This is a genomic window from Micromonospora sp. NPDC049301, from assembly GCF_040678715.1.
In the GTDB taxonomy this organism is placed as follows: Bacteria; Actinomycetota; Actinomycetes; order Mycobacteriales; family Micromonosporaceae; genus Micromonospora.
This window is the reverse complement of record NZ_JBFAQO010000005.1, coordinates 273,644-299,694: the sequence shown is the minus strand read 5'-3', so window position 1 is coordinate 299,694 and position 26,051 is coordinate 273,644. Positions and strand designations below refer to the sequence as shown.

Here is a 26,051-nt window from a genome sequence, read left to right as displayed (position 1 = left end):
CGGCCGTGTCTCCTGTGTTTCTGCCGTGTTACGTCCCTCGCGGAGCGTCAGCCAGGCTCCGCCACCGTTCTCCGCCGGCCCCTGAACGCGTACCGACTGTGCCAGTGTAATGACATCTGATGCGATTGGCCCAATTCGGCACGCAGCGGGAGGCGGCACCCGGAAGCCTCCGACCCGGCCCCGATACCCTTGACCGCTGTGACCAACCCGCACGCCCCGGCAGCGCCGGCCGCCGACCCCACCTTCACTCCGCCGAGCCTGGGTCGGAGGTTCGGGGCACTGATCATCGACTGGGTGCTCTGCCTGCTGGTGGCCAACATCTTCGCCGACCCGGTGCGCGACGGCTGGGCCCCGGTGCTGGTGCTGATCGCCGAGTACGGCCTCTTCCTCGGCCTGTTCGCCCAGACGCCGGGCATGTACATCACGAAGATCCGCTGCGTGAACTGGCGCGACGGGGGCCGGATCGGACTGTTCCGGGGGCTGGCCCGGGGCCTGCTGCTCGCGCTCGTCGTCCCCGCGCTGATCATGGACGAGCACCGGCGCGGCCTGCACGACCGGCTCACCGACTCGGTCATCGTCGACGCCCCGCGCTGACCGCACACGCCGAACACGAAAGAGCCGGGCCCGCACGGGTCCGGCTCTTTCGGGGGTACGCCGCAGAGGTCAGCGCCGCGACTGGCGGAACGAGCCGCCCGGCGGCCGCATGTTCTTCGGGATCGCGCCCTTGGGCATCTGCGGCCGGGCCGTGAGCGCCTTGAGCCGCTTGTCCAGCGAGTTGACGTCCTTGCCGCTGAGCGCCCGGGGCAGCCGCAGCAGCGTCGTGCGCAGCTTGCGGATCGGCAGCTCGCCCTCCTGCTGCCCGATCACGTAGTCGTGCAGCGGCGCGGAGCCGATCACCTTCGCCAGCCGCCGCTTCTCCTGCCCGAGCAGACCGCGGACGCGCTGCGGGTTGCCCTCGGCCAGCAGGATCACGCCGGGCCGGCCGATCACCAGGTGGACCATGTCCATCTGGGTGGTGGAGCTGACGGCCGGGGTCACCCGCCAGTCGCCGCGCATGTTCTCCATGATCTGCGCCGCCGCGCCGGGCTGCCCCTCGGCGGCGTTCATCATCGCCTTGTTGGACCGCAGGTTGAGCACGATCAGCACCGCGAGCAGGGCGAACAGGATGCCCAGCGGCAGCCAGATCCAGCTCCAGAGGATGACCGCGACCACGGTGAGGGCGAGCGGGAGGAGCACCGCGGCGGCCACCAGCGGCGCGAACCACCGGTCCTGCTTGGCGGTGAACTGGAACACCATCCCGATCTGCTTCAGCCGCTGGCCGAACGAGACCTTCTCCTGGGGCTTTGCCATGCCCCAGAGTCTAGTGGGCCCCGCCCGCCCCGTTGATCCGCGTCCGGGTGCCGGCCGGCTGAGTACCTTACGTCGCCGTACGCCTCCCGGGCCGGCGGGTAAGGAGGGTGGCGCCGCGGAAGATGAGGCGGTGTGCCCATGCCCCGGTGGGGCCTTCGCGCGAAGAGTCATCAGCAGAAGATGACGACGTCACGAAGGAGCCCGACATGTTCGGCAACGACGCAGAATTCCTGCTCTCCCTGCACCGCAGTCACGCCGCGGAGCTGCGCGCCGAGGTGGCGGCCGAACGACTCGCCCGTTCGGTGTCCCGCCCCGCCGGCCGCAGCTGGTTGGGCCGGCGCCAGCAGGTCCGCCGCACCGGCGACGACCGCCGGTGAGCGCCCCCGCCCCACCCGTCCAGCCGCCGGCCCCGCCGCTCGGTCACCAGCCGATCGGCGGGGCCGGCGGCCGGGCTCGTCATGGCATGCTCGACCCCGTGACCGTACGTGCCGCCAGCTCCGTCCTCGTCGGCCGCCAGCGCGAGATCGCCGCACTGCGGTCCGCGCTGGCTCGGGCCCGGGCCGGGGAGCCGAGCACCGTGCTGGTCGGTGGCGAGGCGGGCGTGGGCAAGACCCGGCTGCTGGAGGAGTTCGCGGGCTGGGCCACCGACGGCGGCGCCCGGGTCCTGGTCGGCCAGTGCCTGGAGCTGGGCGAGGCCGGTCTGCCGTTCGCCCCGTTCGCCGCCGCCCTGCGCGCGGTGCTGCGCGCCGACGGCGCGGATGTCTTCGCCGGGTACGAGGCGGAGTTCGCCCGGCTGCTGCCGGAGCTGGGCCGGGTGTCGGCCGGGCTGGCCGCGCCGGCCGCCGTGCCGCTCACCGACGCTCCGCGCGGCTATCTGTTCGACCTGGTCGCCGAGCTGTTCCAGCGGCTGGCCGACGTCCGGCCGCTGGTGCTGGTGATCGAGGACCTGCACTGGGCGGACCGCTCCACCCGGGATCTGATCGGTTTCCTGGTCCGGGCCGCCCGGCCGGGCCGGCTGCTGCTGGTCAACACCTACCGCACCGACGAGTTGCAGCGCGGGCACCCGCTGCGCGCGTTCCTCGCCGAGCTGGACCGGGCCCGTGGCGTCGAGCGGGTCGAGCTGGGCCGGCTGGACCGCGACGGCACCGCCGCGATCCTCGCCGACCTCCTCGGTGCCGAGCCGGCCGCCCGGGCCGTCGACGACATCCACGACCGCACCCAGGGCAACCCCTTCTTCATCGAGGAGCTGACCGTCGCGGGCGACCCGCTCGGGTGCGCCGCGCTACCCGAGACGCTGCGCGACCTGCTGTTGGCCCGGGTGGACCGGCTGCCCGAGCCGGCCCAGCGGGTGCTGCGCATCGCCGCGGCGGGCGGCACCCGCTTCGCCCACGACCTGCTCGCCGAGGTCGCCGGGCTGCCCGACGCGGAGCTGGAGGACGCGCTGCGCGCCGCCGTCGCCGCCCAGCTCGTGGTGGCCCGGGACGCCGACTACGAGTTCCGGCACGCGCTGGTGCGCGAGGCCGTGCACGACGAGCTGCTGCCGGGAGAGCACGCCCGGCTGCACGCCCGGTTCGCCGCCGCGATCGAGGCCCACCCGCACCTGGTCGCGGAGGGCCGGGCCCCGGCCGAGGTAGCCCATCACTGGTACGCCGCCAACGACCACCCCCGGGCGCTGGTCGCCGCGCGGGCCGCCGCCTGCGCCGCCGCCGACCGGTACGCCTACGCGGAGCAGCGCCGGCTGCTGGAACGGGTGCTGGAGCTGTGGGAGCTGGTGCCCGACGCCGCCGACCGGCTGGGCATGGACCACCTGGCGCTGCTGGAGCAGACCCTGGACGCGGCGGTCACCGCGGGCGACTTCAGCCGCGCGATCACGCTGACCCGGGCCGGGCTGGCCGAGGTGGACGCCGACGCCGCGCCCCTGCGTGCCGCCCGCCTGCTGGACCAGCGGGGCCGACTGCTGGCCCTGCTCGGCAAGAGCGACGGCAACAGCGAGCTGCGTGAGGCGTACCGGCTGGCGGCGGGCGGCCCGACCGGCGTGGAGCGGGTGCGACTGCTCGCCGACATCGCCGCCCACCTCGTCAAGATCGACCCGCAGCAGGCGGCGCGGGTCGCCGCCGAGGCCGTCACGGACGCCGAGGCGCTCGGCGAGACCCGGGCCCTGCTGCCCACCCGGATCGCCCTGCTCTGCCACGGCGAGCGCGACCTGGAGCGGGGGCTTGCGGAGCTGCGCGAGGCCGAGTCCGTCGCCCGCGCGGCAGGGGACTCGCCGGCCCTGGTGATCGCCATGGTGTACCGATCGGACGTGCTCTGCGAGCTGGGCCGCTATGCCGAGTCCGCGCAGGCGGCCGAGGCCGGCGTGGCCGAGGCGCGGCGGGTGGGGATCAGCCGTTCCACCGGGGCGTACCTGCTGAGCAACCGGGCCGAGGCGCTGATCGCGCTGGGCCGGTGGGACGAGGCGGAGGCGGTGTGCGCGGAGGCCGCCCGGATCGACCTGTCCGGCGTCACCGGGCTGCACTGGCTCCAGTTGGGCGCCGGGCTGCGGCTGGCCCGTGCCCACCCGGCCGCCGACGAGCTGGTCGGCCGGGCGCTGGCCTTCCTCGGCCGGCCGTACCTGTGGCCGAACCACCGGCTGCCCCTGCACGAGCTGGCGATCGAGGCCGCGCTGGCCGCCGACGACAAGGTCGAGGCGGTCCGGGCGGCCCGCGTCGCGCTGGCCGATCAGAGCCTGCCACAGCTGCCCCGCGAGGGCTGGCCGGTGCTCAGTGCCGTCGCGCGTACCGCCGCCCGGGTCGGGGACCGGGAGCTGGCGGCCGCCGTCGCGGCGCTCGCCGCCGACCTGCCCGCTCGGCATCCGGCCGCGCGGGCGCACGCCGCCCAGGTCACCGCCCTGCTCGCGACCGCCGAGCGGGTGCTGCCGGCCTGGCGAACGGCGGTGGACGCGTGGCGGGCCGACGGGCAGCCGTACCCGCTGGGTCGGGCGTTGCTGGCGCTGGCCGAGGCGGCCGCCGCCGCGGGAGAGCGGGACGAGGTGGCGGAGGCGGTCACCGAGGCCACCGAGATCGCCCGCCGGCTGGGCGCGCCGCCGCTGGCCGAGGCGGCCGCCACCCTGGCCCGCCGGGTCGGCCTGCGCGGGGCGGGCCAGGCGGGGCCCGGCGCCGACCTGCTGACCTCGCGGGAACGGGAGGTGCTGCGGCTGGTCGCCGAGGGGCACAGCAACAGCCGGATCGCCGAGCGCCTGTTCATCTCGCCGAAGACGGCCAGCGTCCACGTGTCCCGGATCATCGCCAAGCTGGGCGTGACCAACCGGGGGGAGGCCGCCGCCCTGGCCCACCGCCTCGGTCTGCTCGCCGAGCCCGCCGCACCCCGCTGACCAGCGCGTGGGCCGGTCGGCCCACCCTCAGGTGCGCGGCAGGTAGATCCGCCAGCCGTCGAGGGTGACCACGTCCAGGCTGTCCGGGGCGGCGCGCAGCCGGTCGTCGAGCCGGGCCGCCATCGGCGACCCGGTCGGCGCGATCCAGGCCGGCGCCGTCGCGCCCTCGACCTCCCGCCGGTACGCGGGGTAGCGGTCGAGACCGGGGCGCAGCCTGTCGTCGACGACCGCGCAGACCACCTCCTCCGCGCTGGCGAAGGTGAGCCGGTTGCAGGTCCAGTAGCCGGCGCGCACCTGCCGTACGCCGAGATGGCGCAGCGTGGTCACCAGCTCGGCGTGCCGGGCCTCGACGGCCCGGGTCGCCGGGGCGGTCTGCGCCACCCGCCAGGTGGCGTGGGCGGTGGTGCCCACCGTGGCGGCGAGCACGACCAGCGCGACCGGCCGGGCGACGGTCCAGCCGCCCCCGTTCCGGGCCACCGTCCACACCGGCCAGAGCAGTGCCGGCAGGGAGATGAGCAGGCAGGACAGGTAGCGGGAACTCTCCACCGGGGTGAGCCCGGCGGCGCTGCTCACGGTGTACGTGCCGAGGGTGGCCACCGCGGCCAGCACCAGAGCCAGCCGCATCGCCGCCGAGGCCAGAGGCGACGGTCCAGCGGTGGGCGACCGGCGCAGCACTCGCCAGGCGGTCCCGGCGGCGACGGCCAGCAGCACCGGCAGGGCGAGCGCCCACCACAGCTGCCAGGTGGCGCACCGCCCCGGCGCGCAGAAGCCCATGCCCAGCGGTGGGCCGAGCAGCAGCCCGCCGTGCAGCCGCTCGGCCCAGCCCGTGGTGGCGTCCGCGCCGCTGGCGGCGAGCATCGCGCTCAGGGGGATCCGCCCGGTCAGCAGGCTGTGCGCCAGCAGCGGGGCCGCGCCCAGCACGGTGGCGGCCCCGAGCAGCACGCCGGCCGCTCCGCGCAGCTCCCGCCGGCAGAACGCGACCAGCACTCCGCCGGTGGCGAGGACGTACGGCAGCACCAGCGGGTCGACCCAGAGCATCAGGCCGGCCAGGAACCCCCACGCCGCCCAGCGCACCAGCCGCCGACCCGGCCGTCCGGTGGCCAGATCCAGGGCGAGCAGGGCGAGCGCCACCCCGGCCGCGTTCATCTCGGGATAGCCGCCGCCGGCGATCAGCTGGTTCTTGACCACCCGATCGGAGCCGAGGGCGAGCAGCGCCACCACCAGCAGCCCGAACCAGCGGTCCCCGGTCAGCCGCAATGTCAACCGCCAGGCCAGCAGCAGGAACACCGCGTACAGCGCCAGTGTGGGCAGCCGCAGGCCGAGCAGCGACGGCCCGCCGGTCAGGGCGAACACGGGTGCGGCCAGGTACGCCTCCAGCGTGCCCATGTACTGCTGGCCGTAGAACCAGACCGGAAAGCCCTCACCCCGGGCGATGTGCAGCGCGGCCAACCCCATGGTGGCCTCGTCGCTGTTCGTCGGCGGCGCCGCGTGGCCCAGTAGTGCGAGGCGATAGCCGACACCCGCGACGAGGGCGGGCACGGTGAGGATTTCGGGCAGCCGCGACCGCCGGACGGGTGGCGACACCCGTTGCACAGACACCAGCACCTGTACATAACGGGCGAAGCGCGGTAATTGGCGCGCGGCCTCCGATATGCGGCGGCAGCCGTGAGCCGATCACGGCACGCGGGTACCGGCGCTACCAGGCGCGGCGAGGGCGTCGGCGCCGTCAGCCCGGACGTGAACGGTCCGGGCGTCAGCGCCGTCGGTGCGGGTTAGCCGGCGGTACGGGTTTAGCCGGCGGTGCCGACCGGTGCGGCGGCGCGGGCGTCGAGGGCCTGCTGGTAGAGCCGGCCAGCCCGGTACGACGAGCGCACCAGCGGCCCGCTCATCACCCCGGCGAAGCCGATCTCCTCGGCCTCCTCGCGCAGCTCCACGAACTCCTCCGGCTTGACCCAGCGGGTCACCGGGTGGTGCCGGGGCGAGGGGCGCAGGTACTGGGTGATGGTGATCAGCTCGCACCCGGCCTCGTGCAGGTCGCGCAGCGCCTGCGAAACCTCGGCCCGCTCCTCGCCCATGCCCAGGATCAGGTTGCTCTTGGTGACCAGGCCGTCCGCGCGGGCCTGCCGGATCACGTCCAGCGAGCGGTCGTAGCGGAACGCCGGCCGGATCCGCTTGAAGATGCGCGGCACCGTCTCCACGTTGTGCGCCAGCACCTCCGGGCGGGAGCCGAAGACCTCGGCCAGCTGCTCGGGGACGGCGTTGAAGTCGGGGATCAGCAGCTCGACGCCGCAGCCCGGCTGCAGAGCGTGGATCTGCCGAACGGTCTCGGCGTACAGCCAGGCACCGCCGTCGGGCAGGTCGTCACGGGCGACGCCGGTGATGGTGGCGTAGCGCAGCCCCATCGACACCACCGACTCGGCGACCCGGCGGGGCTCGTCGGCGTCGAACTCGGCCGGCTTGCCGGTGTCGATCTGGCAGAAGTCGCAGCGCCGGGTGCACTGGTCGCCGCCGATCAGGAAGGTGGCCTCGCGGTCTTCCCAACACTCGTAGATGTTGGGGCAGCCGGCCTCCTGGCAGACGGTGTGCAGCCCCTCGCGCGAGACGAGCCCGCGCAGCTGGGTGTACTCCGGGCCCATCTTGGCCTTGACCTTGATCCATGGCGGTTTGCGCTCGATCGGCGTCTCGGCGTTGCGCGCCTCGATCCGCAGCAGACGCCGCCCCTCGGGGGCGGCCGTTGCGGTGCGCGCTGCCTGGCCGGTCGTCGGCGCGGAGTGCTCGATCGTCACGAAAACGAGCCTACGCCCGACGGCCACCGTCTATGTGGGTCGGGCGACCGGCGTCACGCCGTGGTTGTTGTGACGCCGGACACCGACGGCTCGAAATCGGCGTCACATCCGCGGGGATCGGGTGTTACCGTCACCGCCAACAGCGATGACGGAGCCGAGTAGCGCCCGACCCGCCAGTGCAGAGAGCCGCCGGTGCTGAGAGGCGGTCTGGCGCCGGTGCGCGAAGACCCTCCCGAGCTGCGGGAAGAACGGTTGCGGGTCACCCCGTGCCCAGTAGAGCCCGCCCGGCTGGCCCCGGTCACCAGGCGACGAACGAGGCCCCCGCTCCGGCGGGGGCGAAGGTGTGGTGGCACCGCGAGGTTCCCGCTCGCCCACACCTCCCTGGGGCTGATGCGACGCTTTCGCCACCCCAGGGCGGCGACGGCGTGGCGATCGACCGAGGAGCAGCCCGCCATGCAACGAACCCTGTCCGACCACCTGCCCGCCCGGGTCGGCGCGACCGTACGGATCGCCGGCTGGGTGCACCGCCGCCGTCTCCTGAAGTCGGTGGCCTTCCTGATCCTGCGGGACGCCGGCGGCCTGGCCCAGGTCGTCGTCACCGACCCGGAAACCCGTGCCGAGCTGGAGAAACTCACCGAGGAGACCGTCGTCGAGGTGGTCGGCACGGCTACCGCGAACGCCACGGCGCCCGCCGGGGTGGAGGTGACCGACCCGACGGTACGTCCGCTCGGCCCGCCCGCCGTGCCGCCGCCGTTCGACCTCTACCGGCCGACGCTCACCGCGAGCCTGCCCACCCAGCTCGACAACGCGCCGACCGCGCTGCGCCACCCCACCCGATCCGCCGCGCTGCGCGTCTCGGCGGCGGCGGTGGCCGGGTTCCGGGCCGCCCTCGACGCCCGCGACTTCGTGGAGATCCACACGCCGAAGGTGGTCAGCTCGTCCACGGAGAGCGGGGCGAACGTGTTCGCGCTGGACTGGTTCGGCCGGCCCGCGTACCTGGCCCAGTCGCCGCAGTTCTACAAGCAACTGATGGTCGGCGTCTTCGAACGCGTCTACGAAGTGGGGCCGGTCTTCCGGGCCGAGCCGCACGACACCGTCCGGCACCTCGCGCAGTACACCTCGCTCGACGTGGAGCTGGGCTTCGTCACCGACCACCGCGACGTGATGGCCGTGCTGCGGGACACCCTGGCCGGGATGCTGGGCACGGTGGGCGAGCGGGCCGGGGGCGCGCTGGCCACACTCGGCGTCGACGTGCCGGCCGTGCCGGCGCAGATCCCGGCCGTGCACTTCACGGAGGCGCTGACGATCGCCGGCGCGCCCGCCGACGAGCCGGACCTCGCGCCCGCCCACGAACGGGCGCTGGGGGAGTGGGCCCGCCGCGAGCACGGGTCGGACTTCCTCTTCGTCACCGGCTATCCGATGGCGAAGCGGCCGTTCTACACCCACCCGGACCCGGCCCGGCCGGCCCACTCCAACGGCTTCGACCTGCTCTTCCGCGGCCTGGAGCTGGTCACCGGGGGGCAGCGCCTGCACCGGCACGCCGACTACCTGGCGGCGCTGGCGGCCCGGGGGGAGCCGGTCGAGCCGTACGCCGGCTTTCTGGACGCGTTCCAGCACGGCATGCCGCCGCACGGGGGCTTCGCCATCGGCCTGGAGCGCTTCGTGGCCCGCCTGGTCGGCGCGGCGAACATCCGGGAGGTCACCGCGTTCCCGCGCGACCTGCACCGCCTCACGCCGTAAGACAGGACGCCGGCTGTGCGCTCAGACCTCGGTCAGGGTGGACAGCCGGCGCTCGACCACCGGCAGCACGTCGGCGACGGTGACCGGGCGACCCAGCTCGGCGGTGAGCGAGGTGACGCCGGCGTCGCGGATGCCGCACGGCACGATCCGGTCGAAGTACGTCAGGTCGCAGTCGCAGTTGATCGAGAAGCCGTGCAGGGTGACGCCCCGGGCGACCCGGATGCCGATGGCGGCCACCTTGCGGGCCGGCCCCCGGTCGTCCTCGGGCACCCAGACCCCGCTGCGCCCCTCGACCCGGCCGGCGGTCAGCCCGAACTCGGCGCACACGTCGATCAGCAGCTCCTCCGTCCGGCGAACGTAGGCGACCACGTCCACCGGGTCGGGCAGCCGGAGGATCGGGTAGCCGACGAGCTGCCCCGGCCCGTGCCAGGTGATCTTGCCGCCGCGGTCCACGTCGACGACCGGGGTGCCGTCCACCGGCCGGTCCCACGGCTCGGTGCGCTTGCCCGCGGTGTAGACGCTCGGGTGCTCCAGCAGCAGCACGGTGTCGCCGCGCTCGCCGGCCACCACCGACTCGTGCAGCCGGCGCTGCTCGTCCCAGGCGGCCTGGTACTCGAGCAGGCCGGCGCGGACGGCCGTCAGGCCGGAGGTCGTCGTCGTCACGCCCCTCAGCCTAATCCCGCGACCGGCAATGATCGCTGGTGAGCCGCCTCACCAGGGTGTGCCGGGGGAGGACCGGCAGGGCGACGGCGAGCAGACGGTCAGGCCGGCGGGATGCGCCACACCCAGACGTCGTCGACCCGTTGCGGTTCGCCGAACAGGGCGGTGGCGGTGCGTCGGACGGCTTCCTCGTCGACGTCGAACTTCGCGCCGTGCACGCGATCGGGGAGGACGACCGTCTCGACCCGCCAGTGCCGCAGATCCGAGCGGACCTCCCGCCTGGTGCCGTCGGTGACGACCGGCACCAGCCCGGTCCGGCCGGCCTGGTCCATCAGCGCGCTCAGGGTGCGCGGCACCGGGCCGATCCGGCCCCGCCCCTCCGGGCCGCCGGGACCGAGGAAGAAACCGCCCGGAATGGCGAACTCACCCTGCCGCTGCGACAGCGCGTACGCCTGCCAGCGCTGCCCGTCCGGGTAGATGTCCACGGCCAGCGGCAGCGGCGTGAGCACCCCGCCCGGGGAGACGTACTCCCGCCAGGTGCCGGCCGTGATGAACCGCGGGACCGGCTCCCGTTCGTGGGTCAGCAGCGGGGTGGGCACCAGCGGCAGCAGGGCCACCACGAACCCGAGCGCCCAGGCGAGCTCCGCGGAGCGGTGCCGGGGCGGATCGTTCCGCAACTGGTCGACGGCGTACGCCAGCAGCACCCCGATCACCGGCGTGACCACCAGGGCAAGCCGGGCGGGGAGCGCGGCGTTCATCACCGGCAACTGCCCGAGCACGTCGAACGGCATCGGCAGGTCGGTGCGCCGCCCGTCGACCTTCGCCAGCGGCCCGAAAGAGAGCACCGAGAAGATCAGCGCGGTGGCGCCGAGCGCCCAGAGGGTGGCCCGGCGGGCGGCGTCGGCGCGCCGCCAGAGCGCGACGAAGCAGACCACGGTGAGCACCAGCAGGGGGATGCCGAAGAACGAGTTCTCCTCGGTCGGGTTGGGCGCCAGGGCGGTGCCCAGTCCGGCCTCGCCGGCCAGCGAGCGGCGCGGGAACGCGGCGAACGCGGCGATGTCCTCGGAGTGGACCAGCGGGTCGAAGCCGGTGCCGTGGAACCGCTGCGGGCCGGCGAAGTGCAGCCACAGCGGGTACGACAGCAGCACGCCGGCCACCACCGCGGTCACCCCGAGCCCACGCAGGAAGGTGGGCAGCGCGGCCCGGGCCTCGGCCCGGTGCGCCGGGTGCGCCGCCCAGACGGCGACGAACACGCCGAGCGCGAGCGCGGTGAAGAACAGGCCCTCGGCGGCGATCGAGAAGGCCAGCGCGACCAGCGCGCCGAGGATCAGCCCGTCCCGGAGCCAGTGCCCGGGCCGGCGCAGCGCGAACAGCCGCCAGACCAGCAGCGGCACCAGCCAACCGGCGGTCCAGTTCAGATGGGCGTTGGCGTGCGAGACCATGCCCGGGGAGTAGGCGATGAACAGGCCGCCGACGCCGGCGGCCAGTCGGCTGCGGACCAGCTGCCGGGAGAGCAGCCAGTACCAGGCCAGCGCGGTGGCGAGCAGGTTGAGGGTGAGGATCACCAGGAAGGTCGCCGGTGGCCCGATCAGGTACGTCAGCGGGGCGAAGACCACCGCGTACACCGTGATCGAGGTGTTGACCGCGAGGTTGACCCCGTCTGGGACGTTGATCAGGTGCGTGAAGAGCGGGTTGTCCCCGTGGGTGACCGCGTGCCCGCCGAAGGCGAGCAGCCACTCGAAGAGCGCCTGGTCGCTGGAGTTGACGGTGATGGTGCGCGTGTTCGGGTCCCGCCACAGCCCACTGGTCACCCAGACGGCGAGCGCGAGCGCCACCAGCACGACGATCAGGTCGGCCCGGCGATCCCGGGCGGCGCGTGGCGGTGACGCGGGTGCGGGCCCGGTGGCCAGCGACGGGGAGGACGGCACGCAGCGGACGTTACCAACCGGACCTGGACGGGCCGGTCATACATGCAAGGAGGGGACTCCTGTTATCGCCTGAGGCGGAGGAGGGGGTCCTTCGGCACGGCGCGACGTCCGGCGTACACAGCGGCCGTCGTGAATGTGTGAGTGTGCGCCATGTCATAGCGGCGACACATCGACGTAACGTTCCGGCAATTCGACCGTGACCCAGTTCACAGTCCGTCCGTCAGGAGGCCGCCGTGCGCCGCTCCTCGTCCCCCCTCACCCGACTGATCGGTGCGGTCGCCGGGCTCGTCCTCGCCGTGACCGGCGCGGTCGCCCTCGCCACGCCCGCCCAGGCGGCCAGCCTGACCCAGGTCACCGGCTTCGGCTCCAACCCGGGCAACCTGGCGATGTACGCCTACCGGCCGGACAACCTGCCGGCCAACGCCCCCGCCGTGGTGCTGCTGCACGGGTGCACGCAGAACGCCTCCGGCTACTTCGCCAACTCCGGCTGGCAGAAGTACGCCGACCAGTGGAAGTTCGCCCTCATCGTTCCCCAGCAACCCTCCGGCAACAACGCCAACAGCTGCTTCAACTGGTTTGAGACGGGGGACACCGCCCGGGGTCAGGGCGAGGCGCTGTCGATCAAGCAGATGGTCGACCACGCGAAGGCGAACTTCGGGGTGGACGGTGCCCGGGTCTTCGTCAGCGGCCTCTCCGCTGGCGGGGCGATGAGTTCGGTCATGCTCGCCACGTACCCGGACGTCTTCGCCGCCGGCTCGATCATCGCCGGCATCCCGTACCGCTGCGCGACCAGCATGGTCAACGCGTTCAGCTGCATGAACCCGGGCACGGACAAGACCCCGGCCGCCTGGGGCGACCTGGTCCGTGGCGCGTACCCCGGCTACAGCGGCCGGCGACCCCGGGTGGCCATCTGGCACGGCACCTCGGACACCACGGTCGCCCCGCTCAACGGCGCGGAGTCCCGCGACCAGTGGACCAACGTGCGGGGCGTCTCGCAGACCCCGACCAGCACCTCGTCACTGCCCGGCGGCACGAGCCTGGAGGTGTACGGCAACGACGACGTGCGGCTCTACCGGGTCTCCGGGATGGGGCACGGCACCCCGGTCGACCCGGGCTCCGGCGCCGAGCAGTGCGGCAGCACCGCCGCGTACTTCCTGGACACCATCTGCTCGACGTACCGCGACGCGGTCTTCTTCGGGCTGGGCGGTGGCGGCACCACCCCGACGCCGACGGCCACGCCGACCCCCACGCCCACCCCCACCACGCCGCCGACCTGCGTGACCGCCAGCAACTACGCGCACGTCAGCGCCGGTCGGGCGTACCAGTCCGGCGGCTACGCCTACGCGAACGGCTCCAACCAGCGGATGGGCCTCTACAACACCTTCTACACCAGCGCCCTCAAGCAGACCGGCCCCAACTACTGGGTCATCGGCTGCTGACCCCACCCCCCGGCGAGAGGGCCCTTCCCGACCCGACGGGAAGGGCCCTCTCCACGTCGGTCGCTGAGCGCGGCGCGGGGTCAGTCGCTGAGCGCGGCGCGCAGGGCGCTGGGCAGATCGGGGTGGTGGTAGGTGAAGCCGGCCCGGGTCAGCACGGCCGGCAGGACGCGGGAGCTGGTGAGGACCTCGTGGGCGAAGCCGCCGAGCACGACCTTCAGCGCCAACGCCGGGACGGGCATGATCGCCGGGCGGTGCAGCTGCCGGGCCAGCTCCCGGGTGAACTCCGCGTTGGTCGCGGGCGCCGGACCGACCATGTTGACCGGGCCGGCGACGTCGTCCCGGTCGAGCAGGAAGAGAGCCGCCCGCAGCCAGTCGGCCATCGAGATCCAGGGCCACCACTGCCGTCCACCGCCCAGCGGGCCGGAGATGCCCAGCCGCATCGGCAGCAGCTGCGGCTTGAGCATCCCGCCGTCGCGGTGCAACGGCAGGCCGCTGCGCAGCCGCACCACGCGTACCCCGGCGTCCTCGGCCGGCCGGGTCGCGGCCTCCCAGACCCGGCAGACGTCGGCCAGGAAGCCCTCGCCGGCCGGCGCGTCCTCCTCCACCACCCGGTCGCCGGTGTTGCCGTACCAGCCCACCGCCGAGGCGTTGAGCAGCACCCGCGGCCGGTCCGCGGCTGGTAGGCCGGCAATGGTGCTCGCCAGCGTGCCGGTGCTGTCCACCCGGCTGGCCCTGATCAATCGCCGGTAGCCGTCGCTCCACCGTTTGTCGCCGACGCCGGCGCCGGCCAGGTTGACCACCGCGTCGGCTCCCGCGACCGCGGCCGGGTCGAGCTGCCCGGCGGCGGGGTCCCACCGCCGCTCCTGCGGATCGCGCGGCGGCCGACGGACCAGCCGGGAGATCTGGTGCCCGTCGGCCGTGAGCCGGTCGACCAGCCGGGTGCCGAGGAAGCCGGACGCGCCGGCCAGAAGGATCCGCATACCTACATCTTCGTCCAGAACGCCGCCCGTGGACGCGCGGGGCGGCCGGCCGGTTCAGGCCACCTGGGCCGGACGCAGGTCGGCCAGCAGGCGCTCCACCTCGGCGTACGCCTCGGCGCTCAGCGGGCCGAGCGTCAGCGCGGCCAGGTTCTCCTCCGCCTGCGCCACGGTGCGCAGACCCGGGATCGGCACCGTACGCGGGCTGCGGGCCAGCAGCCAGCCGAGCGCGCCCTGGGCCAGGGTGCGCCCGTCGGCGGTGAGCGCCGCGCGGACCTGGTCGACCCGGGCCGCCCAGCGCGGCGTCGGCCGGCCGTCGGTGAACCACTGGAGCCACTCGGGTGCCCGGCCGCGTACGTCGTCCGCGCCGACCGCCCGGGTCGACCCGGTGAGCAGCCCCATCGCCAGCGGGCCACGGTTGAGGCTGGCCAGGTCGTAGTTGTCGCAGACCGCCAGCACCGCCGCGTTGTCCCGCAGCACCGACTCGTCGTGCTGGATGGCGGCGCAGTGCGCACCGGCCGCCGCGAACGCCTCCGCCGAGGCCGGGTTGTCGGTGCTCCAGCCGTACGCCCGGATCTTGCCCTGGCCGACCAGGTCCTCCAGGGTGTCGACCAGGTCGAGCGCGGCGGGCACCGGAAGTTCGTTGATGTGCAACTGGTAGAGGTCGACGTGGTCGGTGCCGAGCCGGCGCAGTGAATCCTCCAGGCTGCGTACCGCGAAGGCCGGGCTGGCGTCGGTGCCGAGCGCCCGACGGGTGGCCTCGTCGCTGACGTTGCCGAACTTGGTGGCGATCACCGCGTCGTCCCGGCGGCCGGCCAGGGCCCGGCCGAGGATCCGCTCGCTGTGCCCGGCGCCGTAGTTGCTGGCGGTGTCGAACAGGGTCACACCGAGGTCGAGCGCGCGGTGGATGGTGCGGATCGACTCGTCGTCGTCCACCTCGCCCCAGCCGAACGGCTGGCCGCCGTCGCCCCAGAGCGGGCCGCCGATGGCCCAGCATCCCATTCCGATCGCGCTCACCTCGATGCCGCTGTGTCCGAGCGTCCGTGTCGTCGTCATGCGGTCAGCCTCCAACCTGGAGTGCGCTCCAGGTCAAGCACTACGATCTCGGGCATGACCGGTTACGCCCCCGCGGAGGCCGCCCGGCGCAGCGGCTTCAGCCTGGACACCCTGCGGTACTACGAGAAGATCGGCCTGCTCGCCGACATCGGCCGGACGTCGGGCGGTCGGCGGGTCTTCACCGACGACGACCTCGGCTGGCTGGTGCTGTTCCGGTGCCTGCGCGACACCGGGATGCCGATCGCCCAGATGTGCCGCTACGCGCAGCTCGCCCGGGAGGGCGGGCACACCGCCGACCAGCGACGGGAACTGCTGGAACGGCACGCGGTGCAGGTCGAGGAGCAGATGCGTCTGCTCCAGCGCCAGTACGACCACCTGCGGGAGAAGATCCGCTTCTACGAGCGGCAACCCGGCCCGGCGTCGGAGGGCGCGCAGACGCCGTAGCCGCCCGGCGCGGGCAGACACGCCGCTCAGGCGATGGCGGCCAGCCGGGGCAGCAGCGGGGCCAGTGGGTCGAGCGCGTCGGACCGGACCACGTAGCGGGTCACGCCCCAGCGCCGCCGGTGCGCGGCCACCGCCGCGACGATCTCGTCCGCGGTGCCGATCAGCACGAACGGGGTGGCCAGCAGCTCGTCGACGGTCAGGCCGGTCTCCTCGGCGGTCTGTTCGGCGGCGGCCGCCGCGTCGTCGCCCACCACCACCCGCTGCACCAGCGCCTCCAGCGCGGGTGGGTCGTTCCGCCCGGCCGCGCCGGCCGCGACCGCGGCCAGCTGTGCATCGATCTCCGCGGCCCGCCAGCGCACGTCGTGGCCGTGGCCGTCGGCGAGAGTACGACCGAAACCGCTGAGCCCGACCACGTCGGCGTGCGCCCCGGCCCAGCGCAGCAGCTCGGTGTTCGCCGTGCCCACGGTCAGCGGGATCCGCGGCTGCACCGGTCGGGGCCGGTCCAGTCGCGCGCCGCGCACCGCCAGGTCGGCGGAGTCGACCGTGACCTCCTCGCCGGCCAGCAGTGCCCGCACCGCCTCGGCGACGGCGATGCAACGGCGTACCCGCCCGGCGACGTTCGGGCGTTCCCGCCCCACCGCCCGCCACTCCACCGGGGTGTGGCCGGCGCCGATGCCGAGCCGGGCCCGTCCGCCGGAGACCAGGTCGAGGGTGGCCACGTCGGTGGCGAGCAGCGCCGGCTCCCGGACGCCGGCGTTGGTGACGTACGAGCCGAGCCCGAGGGTCGAGGTGACCGACGCGGCGGCGGCCAGCGCGACGAACGGTGCGGCGACCACGCCGGGGTGGTCGCCGACCAGCAGCGCGTCGTAGCCGGCCGACTCGGCCCGGCGGGCCAGCTCGCACCAGCTGGCGGCGTCGGCCGGGCTCGCCTGAACCGAAAAGATGACCATGGGGCCAGCCTGCCTCCCGGCGGGCCTCGTGGCCAGCGCGGAAGGGTCGTTTCTGCCGAGGGGAGACAGCCGTCAGCCGACGGGCCGCTCCGGCGCGGTCAGCCCGAGGAGGTCCTCGGCTGTCCCGGGCCGGCCGGTGAGCGCGTTCAGCGCGGCGACCAGCCTCTTCTCCTCGTACCGGAAGTGCGACTCCAGCAGCGCGGCCAGCCCGTCCAGCTCGGCGCGCAGCTGGGCCACCGGCGGCGGCGTGGGATCGCCCAGCAGCTCCTCGATCCGGCCCAGGATCCCCGCGACCACCTCGTGGTCGGTGATCAGGTTGGCGAGGACCGGGCGCAGCTCGGGAACCTCCTCGGCCAGCAGCCGGAACGCACCGTCGTCCTCGCCGGTGTGGTGCCGGCCGAGCGCGGCGCAGAAGGTCAGGCAGTGGGCCCGCAGGTCCCGCGACGGGCGGGCCGGGCCGGGCTCGTCGGCGTCGAGGCTCGCCCGGATGCGGGCCAGTTCCGCGCCGAGCCAGAGGTGGATCTCGATCATCTGATTGCCGACGGCGGCGAGCCGGCCGGCCGGTGAACCGGTTGGGTGCACGTTGATCCCATGCTGTCCCCGCGCCTCCATGCCCACGGCGGCCTTCGTGCCGGGTGCACCGCGACGCTGCGGTGGAGCCTATCCCGGCGGGGTCACGGCGTCGTCGGCTCGTCGGGTTCCTTGAGGTGCCACCTGGCGCGGAAGTCGGCCTCGTGGGCCTCGTGGACGGTCCGCTCCTGGAAGACGGCGGCCCGCAGCGCGTGCCGCGACTCCGACATCACCTGCACCTCGACGGCCACCAGCCCGACGCAGATCGCGGTGAGGAGGGCGAGCGCGCCCAACGCCGGCAGGTGCTGTCCGATCGGGAGGGCAGCCGCCAGCACCACCAGCACGCCGACCCGGGTCCAGGTGACGGTGTGCAGGGTGCGCAGCTGGAACAGCATGTTCGCGGCGAGGTAACAGATCACCCCGCCGAAGAGCATCGGCACGGCCGGCCCCTCGATCCGTTGGGCGGGCCCACCGGCCGGGTCGGTGATCTCGTGCAGGATCTCCTCGCTGCCGATGGAGAAGAGGATCACCGCGGCGATCATCGGCAGGTAGAGGTACGCGTACGCGTCCCGGGCCATCGCCACCCGGGGGGCGCCCTCCGCCGCGTGCAGGGCGATCCGGGCGGCCGGGCCGATGAAGTCGAAGTGCGCCCACCACAGGGCGGCGGTGAAGAAGATCCCGAGCGAGGCGGCGGCCACCGCCGGCCAGGTGACCGGCTTGCCGACCAGCAGGTTGCCGCCGACGCCCACGGAGATCACGGACTCGCCCAGCGCGATGATCAGGATGAGGTCGTAGCGCTCCGTCCAGTGCTCGGCGCTGGTCACCCCCCAGCCCCAGGTGCCGACGATGAAACCGGTGGCGTACTGGACCAGCACCACGATGATCCACAGCCCGTCCCGGACCATCGCGGCCTGGTCGGGGTCGGCGATCTGCGGCGGGATCAGCGCGGCGGCCAGCAGCAGCACGATGCTCGCCGCCAGCTCCGGGGCGAAGCGGCGCAGCTGTCGGCGCTCCTGCGGGCTGTCCCGCACCACGTGTTGATAGAGGATCATGTGGACGGCGCGGACCACGACGTAGCTGACGGCGACCAGCATCGGGCCGGCGGCGCCGCCCTTCGGGTCGTTGAACGCCTGGGGCAGCGCCAGCGCGAACGCGAACAGGGCGGCCATCGCGATCACCATGAGCACCGGGACGTAGCCCTCGCCGAGCCGGACCCGGGTGGCGACCAGGCTGTGCACCACCCAGCACCACCAGAGCACGGCGAGCACCAGGCCGGCGTGCAGGAGCTGCCGGCCGGAGATGTTCGCGGCGGTCGCCCGGGTGATGATGAAGAACGAGAAGACGAAGACCAGGTCGAAGAAGACCTCGAACTTGTCCACCCGGGCGCCGGGGGCGATCGGGACGGCGGGCCCCAGTCGCCCATGCCGCCAGTAGCCGCCCACGGTCCCACTCTGGCAGCGTCCGGGGTGGCCCGAGACGGGAACGGGTCAGCCGGCCCGGTGCCGCAGACCGTCCATCAGCAGGTCGAGCAACCGGTCGGCCTGGGCGCGCTCGGCGGCGGCGAGGGAGATCCCGCTCAGGCTGACCAGCACGTCAGCGGTGTCGACGTCGGCCCGTACGGTGCCGGCCGCGACGCCGGCGGCCAGCAGCCGGCCGAGCGCCTCCAACAGCCGGTCCCGGCTCTGGGCGTACGGGTTGGTGCCGGACGCGATGACCAGGCGCAGGGCATCGGCCATGCCGCGTTTGGTGGCGAGGTAGTCGATGAACCGGGACATCCAGCCCCGCAGGGCCCGGTCGGGCGGCAGTTGGTCGAGCAGGTCCGGTGCCGCGTCGCAGAGTTTGCCCAGCTCGTTGCGGTACGCCGCCTCGACCAGCGCCTCCCTGGTGGGGAAGTGACGGTAGAGCGTGCCGATGCCCACCCCGGCCGCCCGGGCGATGGCGTCGAGCGTTACCTCCGGGCCGGGGCGGGAAAACGCCTTGACCGCGGCCTCCAGCAGCCGGTCGCGGTTGCGCAGCGCATCCGCCCGCAACGGACGGGGGCTGGTCTCCGGCACGTCTCCTCCTCTGCTGGTACGGGCAACGGCTCACCCTGGAAGTGGTATCCGGAGGGTTCTCCGGTTAGTCTCGAACGTAGCGGAGGGTCCTCCGCTTCCATCGTAGTAGCGGGCCGGTCGGCCCGCCCCACCCCGACAAGGATGGATCATGACGACGAGTACCCCGATCACCACACCGTTCACCCATGACTCCACCGCCATGGACGTGATCCAGGGCGTGGACCTGGGCGGCCGGCGGGCGATCGTCACCGGCGGGTCGTCCGGCATCGGCGTCGAGACCGCCCGCGCCCTCGCCAGCGCCGGCGCGCAGGTCACCCTGGCCGTCCGCAACACCGACGCCGGGCAGCGCGCCGCCGACGACATCACCGCCAGCACCGGCAACGACCGCATCCTGGTCGCACCGCTGGACCTCGCCGACCAGGGCTCGGTCGCCGACTTCGTGGCCAACTGGGACGGCCCGCTGCACATGCTGGTCAACAACGCCGGCATCATGGCCGCACCCGAGATGCGTACCCCGCAGGGCTGGGAGATGCAGTTCGCCACCAACCACCTGGGGCACTTCGCGCTCGCCACCGGGCTGCGCCCGGCGCTGTCCGCCGCCGACGGGGCCCGGATCGTCTCGGTCAGCTCCGCCGCCCATCTGCGCTCGCCGGTGGTCTTCGAGGACATCCAGTACGAGCGCCGGCCGTACGAGCCGTGGCAGGCGTACGGGCAGTCCAAGACGGCGAACGTGCTCTTCGCCGTGGAGGCGACCCGGCTCTGGGCCGACGACGGCATCGTGGCCAACTCGCTGATGCCCGGGGCGATCCAGACCAACCTCCAGCGCTTCGTCAGCGAGGAGGAGCTGAACCGGCTGCGCGCGGGCAACGCGGCGGCCTGGAAGACCGTCGAGCAGGGCGCCGCCACCTCGGTGCTGGCCGCCGCCTCACCGCTGATCGACGGGGCCGGCGGACGGTACTTCGAGGACTGCCAGGAGGCTGGACCGGCAGCGCCGGGCGACCGGCGTGGCGTCGCCCCGTACGCGCTGGACCCGGAGGCCGCCGAACGGCTCTGGCAGGTCTCGACCGCGCTGCTGAAGAGCTGAGCGCGCGAGCGCCGGCCGGGGTCCGCCCCGACCGGCGCTCGCCCGTCGACGGGCCCCTGAACAGCGCAGGGGCGCCCCGGTCACGACCGGGGCGCCCCTGCGACTGGCGTCAGATCAGGCCAGGCCCAGCTCCGACTCGAAGTTGCCGGCCTCCAGCCGCTCCTTGACCGTGGTCAGGAAGCGGGCCGCGTCGGCGCCGTCGATCAGCCGGTGGTCGTAGGACATGGCCAGGTAGACCATCGACCGGATCGCGACGACCTCGCCCAGCTCCGGGTCGTTGACCACGACCGGCCGCTTGACCACGGCACCGGTGCCGAGCATCGCCGACTGCGGCGACGGCACGATCGGGGTGTCGAAGAGCGCCCCCCGGCTGCCCGTGTTGGTCAGCGTGAAGGTCGCCCCGGCCAGCTCGTCCGGGCTGATCTTGTTGGTCCGGGTCCGCTCGGCCAGGTCGGCGACCCGCTTGGCGATGCCGCCCAGGTTGAGGTCGCCGGCGTTGTGGATGACCGGAGTCAGCAGACCCCGCTCGGTGTCCACCGCGATGCCGAGGTGCTCGGCCGCCGGGTAGGTGATGGTGCCACCTTCCAGGTCCATGCTGGCCTGGATGATCGGGTGCGTCTGGAGCGCCTCGATGGCGGCGAGCGCGAAGAACGGCAGGAAGGACAGCTTCACGCCGTGCCGCTGCACGAAGGAGTCCTTCGCCTGCGCCCGCAGCTTGGCGATCCGGGTGACGTCCACCTCGACCACCGTGGTCAGCTGCGCCATCTCGTGCAGCGACTCGTGCAACCGCTTGGCGATGGCCTTGCGGATCCGGGGGAGCTTTTCGGTGGTGCCCCGCTTGCCGCTCGGCTGCGGCTTCGCGGCCGGCTTGGCCGGGGCCGCCGCCGACGGCGCGGCGGCGGGAGCGGCCTTGGCCGCCTTCGCCTTCTCGGCCGCCTCCAGCACGTCCTGCTTGCGGATCCGGCCACCCACGCCGGTGCCGTTGAGCGAGGACAGGTCGACGCCGTGCTCGCTGGCCAGCTTGCGCACCAGCGGAGTGACGTACCCGGCGGCCTCCTCGCCGCCACCCTGCGCCGGGGCGGACGGGCGCTGCGGCGTCGGGGTCGGCGCGGACGGCTGCGCCGCCTGCTCGGCCTTCGCCGGCTGTGCCGAGGTCTCGGCCTCCGCGGCGGGCTCGTTGTACGACATGCCCGGGGTGGGCTCCTCGACCTTCGGCTCCGGCTTCGGCTCGGCCTTGGGGGCCGGCGCGGCCTCCGCCTTCGGCTCGGGCTTCGGCGCGGGCTTCGCCTGGGCGGGGGCGGCACCGGCAACGCCGATGATCGCCAGGTCGGCGCCGACCGCGGCGGTCTCGTCCTCCGCCACCTTGATCTCCAGCACCGTGCCGGCGACCGGCGACGGGATCTCGGTGTCCACCTTGTCGGTGGAGACCTCCAGCAGCGGCTCGTCCACCTCGATGGTCTCGCCGACCTGCTTGAGCCAGCGGGTGACCGTGCCCTCGGTGACGCTCTCACCCAGGGCCGGCATCTTCACCGCGGTGCCCTCGCCCGAGGAGGCGGCGGCCGGAGCCGGCGCCTCGGTCGGGGCCTCGTCCTGGGCCACCTCGTCGGCGGTGCCCTCGGCGGCGGCCGTCGGCTCGGCGGCCGGCTCGACCTCCTCGGCCGGGGCCTGCTCCTGCGGGGCGGCCTCGCCGCCACCGGCCGACTCGCCCTCACCGGCGATGACGGCCAGCTCGCTGCCGACCTCCGCGGTCTCGTCCTCGCCGACCACGATCCGGCTCAGCACGCCCGCCGCGGGCGACGGGATCTCGGTGTCGACCTTGTCGGTCGAGACCTCAAGCAGTGGCTCGTCGACCTCGACGGTGTCGCCTTCCTGCTTGAGCCAGCGAGTGACGGTGCCCTCGGTGACGCTCTCGCCGAGCCGGGGCATGGTGACCGATACCGGCATTTTCTGAGACTCCTTCATTCCCCTGGTGGGATCTTCGCCCGTCGCCGGACGCCGCGGGTTGTCGTGGTCAGGCGTGTGCGTGCAGCGGCTTGCCGGCGAGGGCCAGGTGCGCCTCGCCCAGGGCCTCGGTCTGGGTCGGGTGGGCGTGCACGAGCTGGGCGACCTCGGCCGGGTAGGCCTCCCAGTTGTAGATGAGCTGCGCCTCGCCGACCAGCTCACCCACCCGGGCACCGACCATGTGCACGCCGACCACCGGGCCGTCGTCCACCCGGACCAGCTTCACGAAGCCGGCCGTCTTGAGGATCTGGCTCTTGCCGTTGCCACCCAGGTTGTAGTTGTACGTCGTGACCTTGTCGGCACCGTACTGCTCCTTGGCCTTCGCCTCGGTCAGGCCGACCGACGCCAGCTCCGGGTCGGAGTAGGTGACGCGCGGGATGCCGACCTCGTCGATCACGGCCGGGTTCTGGCCGGCGATCTCCTCGGCGACGAAGATGCCCTGCTGGAAGCCGCGGTGCGCGAGCTGAAGGCCGGGCACGATGTCGCCGACCGCGTAGACGTTCGGCACGCTGGTGCGCAGCCGCTCGTCGGTCAGCACGTAGCCGCGGTCCATCTTGACGCCCTGCTCCTCGTACCCGAGGTTGGCGGTGTTCGGGCCGCGACCGACGGCGACCAGCAGCAGCTCGGCCTCCACGGTCTCGCCGCCCTGGATGGTCAGCTTGACGCCGTTCTCGGTCTTCTCGACCTTCTCGAACGGCTTGCCGACCTTGAAGTTGATCTTCCGCTTGCGGAACGCCCGCTCCAGCGCCTTCGACGACTCCTCGTCCTCGGCGGCGACGAGCCGGGGCAGCGCCTCGACGATCGTCACGTCCACGCCGAAGGACTTCCACACGCTGGCGAACTCGACGCCGATCACGCCGCCACCGAGCACGATCACCGACGAGGGGACCCGGTCCAGGGTGAGCGCGTGGTCGCTGGTGATGATCCGCTCGCCGTCGACCTCCAGGCCGGGCAGGCTCTTGGCGTACGAGCCGGAGGCCAGGATCAGGTTGCGGCCGGTGTAGCGCTTGCCGTCGACCTCGACCACGTTCTTGCCGACCAGCTTGCCGGCGCCCGCCACCAGGGTGATGTTCTTCGCGCCGCCCACCAGGCCCTGCAGGCCCTTGTACAGGCGGGAGATCACGCCGTCCTTGTAGGAGTTGACCCCGGCCATGTCGATCCCGACCAGCTCGGCCTTCACACCGAACTGCTCCGACTCGCGGGTCTGGTCGGCGATCTCCGCGGCGTGCAGCAGGGCCTTCGTCGGGATGCAGCCGTTGTGCAGGCAGGTGCCGCCGAGCTTGCCCTTCTCGATCAGCGCGACGGAGAGATCCAGTTGGGCGGCGCGCAGCGCCGCCGCGTAGCCGCCGCTGCCACCTCCGAGGATGACGATGTCGAAGGTTGCGTCGTTCGGCTCGCTCACGTCCAACTCCCAGGTCGCGTCACTGCATCGGGGGTCACGGCGGGGTAACACGGACACACCCCACCTCGGTCATCTTGTCACCACTGGGCACAGGGTGCGTACCGAGGTGCCCAACGACACGTCATCGACACGTACCCTTGGCACCGTTGTCGATGACGGAGCGTGGGGGAGAGGTCCGGTGGGGTTGTTCCGGCGCCGCAGACAGGCGCGTGTGCCCAGCCACGACCGCGCGGCGGATCGTGGCGATCTGGACCATCTCGAGAACTTCATCCGGAGCCGGCGCGGCGTCGAGGCGTACATCGAACCCCGGACGACCGTAACCGAGACCACGGTCATCCTGATCGCCGACGACGGGGAGTGGACCCGCCGGCGCATCGACGGCCCGGACGGCGCCCGCCGCTTCGCGTACCGGATGGGCATCCCGGTGTACGACGTCCGGCTGATGGGTTACCCGCAGCGCATGCGCGACTTCAACGAACGCCGCAAGCGCCGCCCCGAGCGCTACTGAACGCGGCCGGGGCGCCCCCCGCGCGGGGGGCGCCCCGGCCGTCGGGCGTCTGCGCGGGTCAGCCGTTGACGGCGACGTCCTCGACCAGCTGCACCAGCGTGCGGACCGGAACGCCGGTGCCGCCCTTGGTCCAGTAGCCGGTCGGCTCGCCCGAGTGGTAGCCCGGCCCGGCGATGTCGATGTGCGCCCAGGCCACGTCGTCGCTCACGAACTCACGCAGGAACACGCCGCCCTGCAACATGTGCCCGGCCCGGTCCATCCCGGCGTTGACCTGCGAGATGTCCGCCACGTCGGAGTCCATGCCCTTGCGCACGTCGTCCGGCAGCGGCATCGGCCAGGCCGGCTCGCCGACGGAGTCGCCGACCACGCGGACCCGCTCGCACAGCTCCGGGGTGCCCATGACGCCGGCCACCCGCTTGCCCAGCGCGATCACCTGGCCGCCGGTCAGGGTGGAGGTCTCGAACAGGTAGTCCGTCCCGTCCTCGCAGGCGCGGGCGATCGCGTCGGCCAGGATCATCCGGCCCTCGGCGTCGGTGTTGAGCACCTCCACCTTCTTGCCGCTGTACATGCTGATGACGTCGCCCGGCCGGTAGCTGGTGCCCGACGGCATGTTCTCCGCCATCGGCAGGTACGCGCTGACCGCCACCGCCGGCTTGAGGGCGGCGATCGCCAGCATGGCGGCACCCACCGCGGCGGCGCCGGCCATGTCGGACTTCATCTCCCACATGCCCTGCGCCGGCTTGATCGAGATGCCGCCGGTGTCGAAGGTGATCCCCTTGCCGACCAGCGCGACCCGCTTGCCGTTGCCGCCACCCTGCGGGGTGTAGGTGAGCTTCACCAGCCGCGGCGGGGCCTCCGAGCCCTGCCCGACCGCCACGATGCCGCCGTAGCCGCCGGCGGCCAGCGCCGCCTCGTCCAGCACCTCGACGCCGAGACCCGCCGCACGGGCGGCGTCGGCCACCGCGTCGGCGAACGACGGCGGACGCAGCTCGTTCGGCGCGGTGTTCACCCAGTCCCGGCTGAGCCGGACCGCGCCGGCCACCGCCTGCGCCCGGTTGATCTCCGCCACGGCGCCCTCGTCGCCGGCGTCCGGCACCGAGACCAGCACCTCGGCGACCGGCTCCCGCCGGGTCGGCTGCGGCCGGGTCTTGTAGCCGGCGAACCGGTACCCGCCGAGCAGCGCGCCCTCCGCGACCGCGCGCAGCGCGGCCGGTGCGTCCGCGTCGTCCGGCAGCGGCAGGGCCAGCGCCACCTTCGGCGCACCCGCCAGGGCGCGGACCGCGGCGCCGGACGCCCGGCGCAGCGTCTCCGGGGCCGGGGCGGCGCCCGACGGCTCCGGGCCGAGCCCCACCGCGACGACCAGCGGCGCGGTGACCGTGCCCAGCGTGGCCAGCTTGATCACCTCGCCCGGGCCACCGGTCGCGCCGAGCAGCGCCAGCGTCGCGGTCAGCTTGCCGTCGAACGCGGCGGCGATGCTCTCCGCGCCGCTGGCGAGCAGCAGGGTGCCGGCGAGGCCGCTGGTGGCGCCCTGCTCTCCGGTCTGGCTGTGCACGCCGATCACGATCGCGTCGACGGCGAGCTCCGCCGGGTCGGTGTCGACCAGGCTCAGGGTGGTGGTGCGGGGCGATGTCACTGAAGCTACTCCGGGCGGGCCGGGCCGGCCGCGTCGTCGCGTACCGGCGATGAAGGTCTCCGGCGGAACCTACCCGCCGGACGTCAGGGCTGTCCCGTC

At 73.6% G+C, this 26,051-nt stretch carries 22 protein-coding genes; 8 read left to right on the top strand and 14 right to left on the bottom strand.

What is annotated here, in order from left to right; genetic code table 11:
- The first annotated feature begins 198 nt into the window (after positions 1-198).
- A complete protein-coding gene (locus tag AB0K07_RS17185) occupies positions 199-594 on the top strand; it encodes an RDD family protein (RefSeq protein WP_363756084.1) in 396 nt (131 codons plus the stop codon).
- Positions 595-663: 69 nt separating this feature from the next.
- Here AB0K07_RS17185 and AB0K07_RS17180 read toward each other — a convergent pair whose 3' ends face one another.
- On the bottom strand, positions 664-1,350 hold the full coding sequence (locus AB0K07_RS17180) for a DUF4191 domain-containing protein (RefSeq protein ID WP_363756082.1): 687 nt from the start codon (positions 1,348-1,350) through the stop codon (positions 664-666).
- A 206-nt stretch (positions 1,351-1,556) separates the two neighbouring features.
- On the opposite strand from AB0K07_RS17180, the gene AB0K07_RS17175 reads away from it, so the two are divergent.
- Both AB0K07_RS17175 and AB0K07_RS17170 read left to right on the top strand, forming a co-directional pair.
- Positions 1,557-1,727, top strand: a complete 171-nt coding sequence (locus tag AB0K07_RS17175; RefSeq protein ID WP_363756080.1) for a hypothetical protein — start codon at positions 1,557-1,559, stop codon at positions 1,725-1,727.
- Positions 1,728-1,825: 98 nt separating this feature from the next.
- Positions 1,826-4,720: an AAA family ATPase gene (locus AB0K07_RS17170; protein WP_363756078.1), complete on the top strand. Its 2,895-nt coding sequence runs from the start codon at positions 1,826-1,828 to the stop codon at positions 4,718-4,720.
- A 27-nt stretch (positions 4,721-4,747) separates the two neighbouring features.
- Here the strand turns inward: AB0K07_RS17170 and AB0K07_RS17165 are convergent, their stop codons facing one another.
- Together AB0K07_RS17165 and lipA are read right to left on the bottom strand one after the other, a co-directional pair.
- Positions 4,748-6,325, bottom strand: coding sequence for a hypothetical protein (locus tag AB0K07_RS17165; protein ID WP_363756076.1), 1,578 nt, complete (start codon positions 6,323-6,325; stop codon positions 4,748-4,750).
- A 185-nt stretch (positions 6,326-6,510) separates the two neighbouring features.
- Positions 6,511-7,533, bottom strand: a complete 1,023-nt coding sequence (lipA, locus tag AB0K07_RS17160; RefSeq protein WP_363756074.1) for a lipoyl synthase — start codon at positions 7,531-7,533, stop codon at positions 6,511-6,513.
- Between the two features lie 426 nt (positions 7,534-7,959).
- Here lipA and aspS point away from each other — a divergent pair, with 426 nt between their 5' ends.
- Positions 7,960-9,246 (top strand): aspartate--tRNA(Asn) ligase, encoded by a 1,287-nt coding sequence (aspS, locus tag AB0K07_RS17155; protein ID WP_363756072.1) that lies wholly within the window; start codon positions 7,960-7,962, stop codon positions 9,244-9,246.
- A gap of 21 nt (positions 9,247-9,267) precedes the next feature.
- Here the strand turns inward: aspS and lipB are convergent, their stop codons facing one another.
- Positions 9,268-9,909, bottom strand: a complete 642-nt coding sequence (gene lipB, locus AB0K07_RS17150) for a lipoyl(octanoyl) transferase LipB (RefSeq protein WP_363756070.1) — start codon at positions 9,907-9,909, stop codon at positions 9,268-9,270.
- 98 nt (positions 9,910-10,007) lie between these two features.
- Entirely contained in the window at positions 10,008-11,834 is a 1,827-nt protein-coding gene (locus AB0K07_RS17145) for a DUF2079 domain-containing protein (protein ID WP_363756068.1), read from the bottom strand.
- A gap of 233 nt (positions 11,835-12,067) precedes the next feature.
- Here AB0K07_RS17145 and AB0K07_RS17140 point away from each other — a divergent pair, with 233 nt between their 5' ends.
- Positions 12,068-13,273, top strand: a complete 1,206-nt coding sequence (locus AB0K07_RS17140; RefSeq protein ID WP_363756066.1) for a PHB depolymerase family esterase — start codon at positions 12,068-12,070, stop codon at positions 13,271-13,273.
- An 80-nt stretch (positions 13,274-13,353) separates the two neighbouring features.
- On the opposite strand, the gene AB0K07_RS17135 is transcribed toward AB0K07_RS17140, so the two are convergent.
- On the bottom strand, positions 13,354-14,253 hold the full coding sequence (locus tag AB0K07_RS17135; RefSeq protein WP_363756064.1) for a TIGR01777 family oxidoreductase: 900 nt from the start codon (positions 14,251-14,253) through the stop codon (positions 13,354-13,356).
- 54 nt (positions 14,254-14,307) lie between these two features.
- On the bottom strand, positions 14,308-15,306 hold the full coding sequence (locus tag AB0K07_RS17130) for an aldo/keto reductase (RefSeq protein WP_363756062.1): 999 nt from the start codon (positions 15,304-15,306) through the stop codon (positions 14,308-14,310).
- 54 nt (positions 15,307-15,360) lie between these two features.
- On the opposite strand from AB0K07_RS17130, the gene AB0K07_RS17125 reads away from it, so the two are divergent.
- Positions 15,361-15,750: a MerR family transcriptional regulator gene (locus tag AB0K07_RS17125; RefSeq protein ID WP_363756060.1), complete on the top strand. Its 390-nt coding sequence runs from the start codon at positions 15,361-15,363 to the stop codon at positions 15,748-15,750.
- Positions 15,751-15,776: 26 nt separating this feature from the next.
- Here AB0K07_RS17125 and AB0K07_RS17120 read toward each other — a convergent pair whose 3' ends face one another.
- From AB0K07_RS17120 to AB0K07_RS17105, 4 genes are all read right to left on the bottom strand, one after another.
- On the bottom strand, positions 15,777-16,700 hold the full coding sequence (locus tag AB0K07_RS17120; RefSeq protein ID WP_363756058.1) for a TIGR03621 family F420-dependent LLM class oxidoreductase: 924 nt from the start codon (positions 16,698-16,700) through the stop codon (positions 15,777-15,779).
- Between the two features lie 72 nt (positions 16,701-16,772).
- A complete protein-coding gene (locus AB0K07_RS17115; protein ID WP_363756056.1) occupies positions 16,773-17,282 on the bottom strand; it encodes a hemerythrin domain-containing protein in 510 nt (169 codons plus the stop codon).
- 92 nt (positions 17,283-17,374) lie between these two features.
- The gene (locus tag AB0K07_RS17110) at positions 17,375-18,712 is read right to left on the bottom strand and encodes a low temperature requirement protein A (protein WP_363756054.1); all 1,338 of its coding nucleotides are present in this window, start codon (positions 18,710-18,712) and stop codon (positions 17,375-17,377) included.
- A 45-nt stretch (positions 18,713-18,757) separates the two neighbouring features.
- Positions 18,758-19,324, bottom strand: a complete 567-nt coding sequence (locus AB0K07_RS17105) for a TetR family transcriptional regulator (RefSeq protein ID WP_363756052.1) — start codon at positions 19,322-19,324, stop codon at positions 18,758-18,760.
- A gap of 148 nt (positions 19,325-19,472) precedes the next feature.
- On the opposite strand from AB0K07_RS17105, the gene AB0K07_RS17100 reads away from it, so the two are divergent.
- The gene (locus tag AB0K07_RS17100; RefSeq protein ID WP_363756050.1) at positions 19,473-20,408 is read left to right on the top strand and encodes an SDR family NAD(P)-dependent oxidoreductase; all 936 of its coding nucleotides are present in this window, start codon (positions 19,473-19,475) and stop codon (positions 20,406-20,408) included.
- Between the two features lie 114 nt (positions 20,409-20,522).
- Here the strand turns inward: AB0K07_RS17100 and sucB are convergent, their stop codons facing one another.
- Together sucB and lpdA are read right to left on the bottom strand one after the other, a co-directional pair.
- Positions 20,523-22,352 (bottom strand): 2-oxoglutarate dehydrogenase, E2 component, dihydrolipoamide succinyltransferase, encoded by a 1,830-nt coding sequence (gene sucB / locus AB0K07_RS17095; RefSeq protein WP_363756048.1) that lies wholly within the window; start codon positions 22,350-22,352, stop codon positions 20,523-20,525.
- Between the two features lie 67 nt (positions 22,353-22,419).
- Positions 22,420-23,811, bottom strand: coding sequence for a dihydrolipoyl dehydrogenase (gene lpdA, locus AB0K07_RS17090; protein WP_363756046.1), 1,392 nt, complete (start codon positions 23,809-23,811; stop codon positions 22,420-22,422).
- A gap of 178 nt (positions 23,812-23,989) precedes the next feature.
- Between lpdA and AB0K07_RS17085 the strand changes: the two genes are divergently transcribed.
- The gene (locus AB0K07_RS17085) at positions 23,990-24,319 is read left to right on the top strand and encodes a hypothetical protein (protein WP_363756632.1); all 330 of its coding nucleotides are present in this window, start codon (positions 23,990-23,992) and stop codon (positions 24,317-24,319) included.
- Positions 24,320-24,377: 58 nt separating this feature from the next.
- Here the strand turns inward: AB0K07_RS17085 and AB0K07_RS17080 are convergent, their stop codons facing one another.
- Positions 24,378-25,952: a leucyl aminopeptidase gene (locus AB0K07_RS17080; RefSeq protein WP_363756044.1), complete on the bottom strand. Its 1,575-nt coding sequence runs from the start codon at positions 25,950-25,952 to the stop codon at positions 24,378-24,380.
- Between the last annotated feature and the right edge of the window lie 99 nt (positions 25,953-26,051).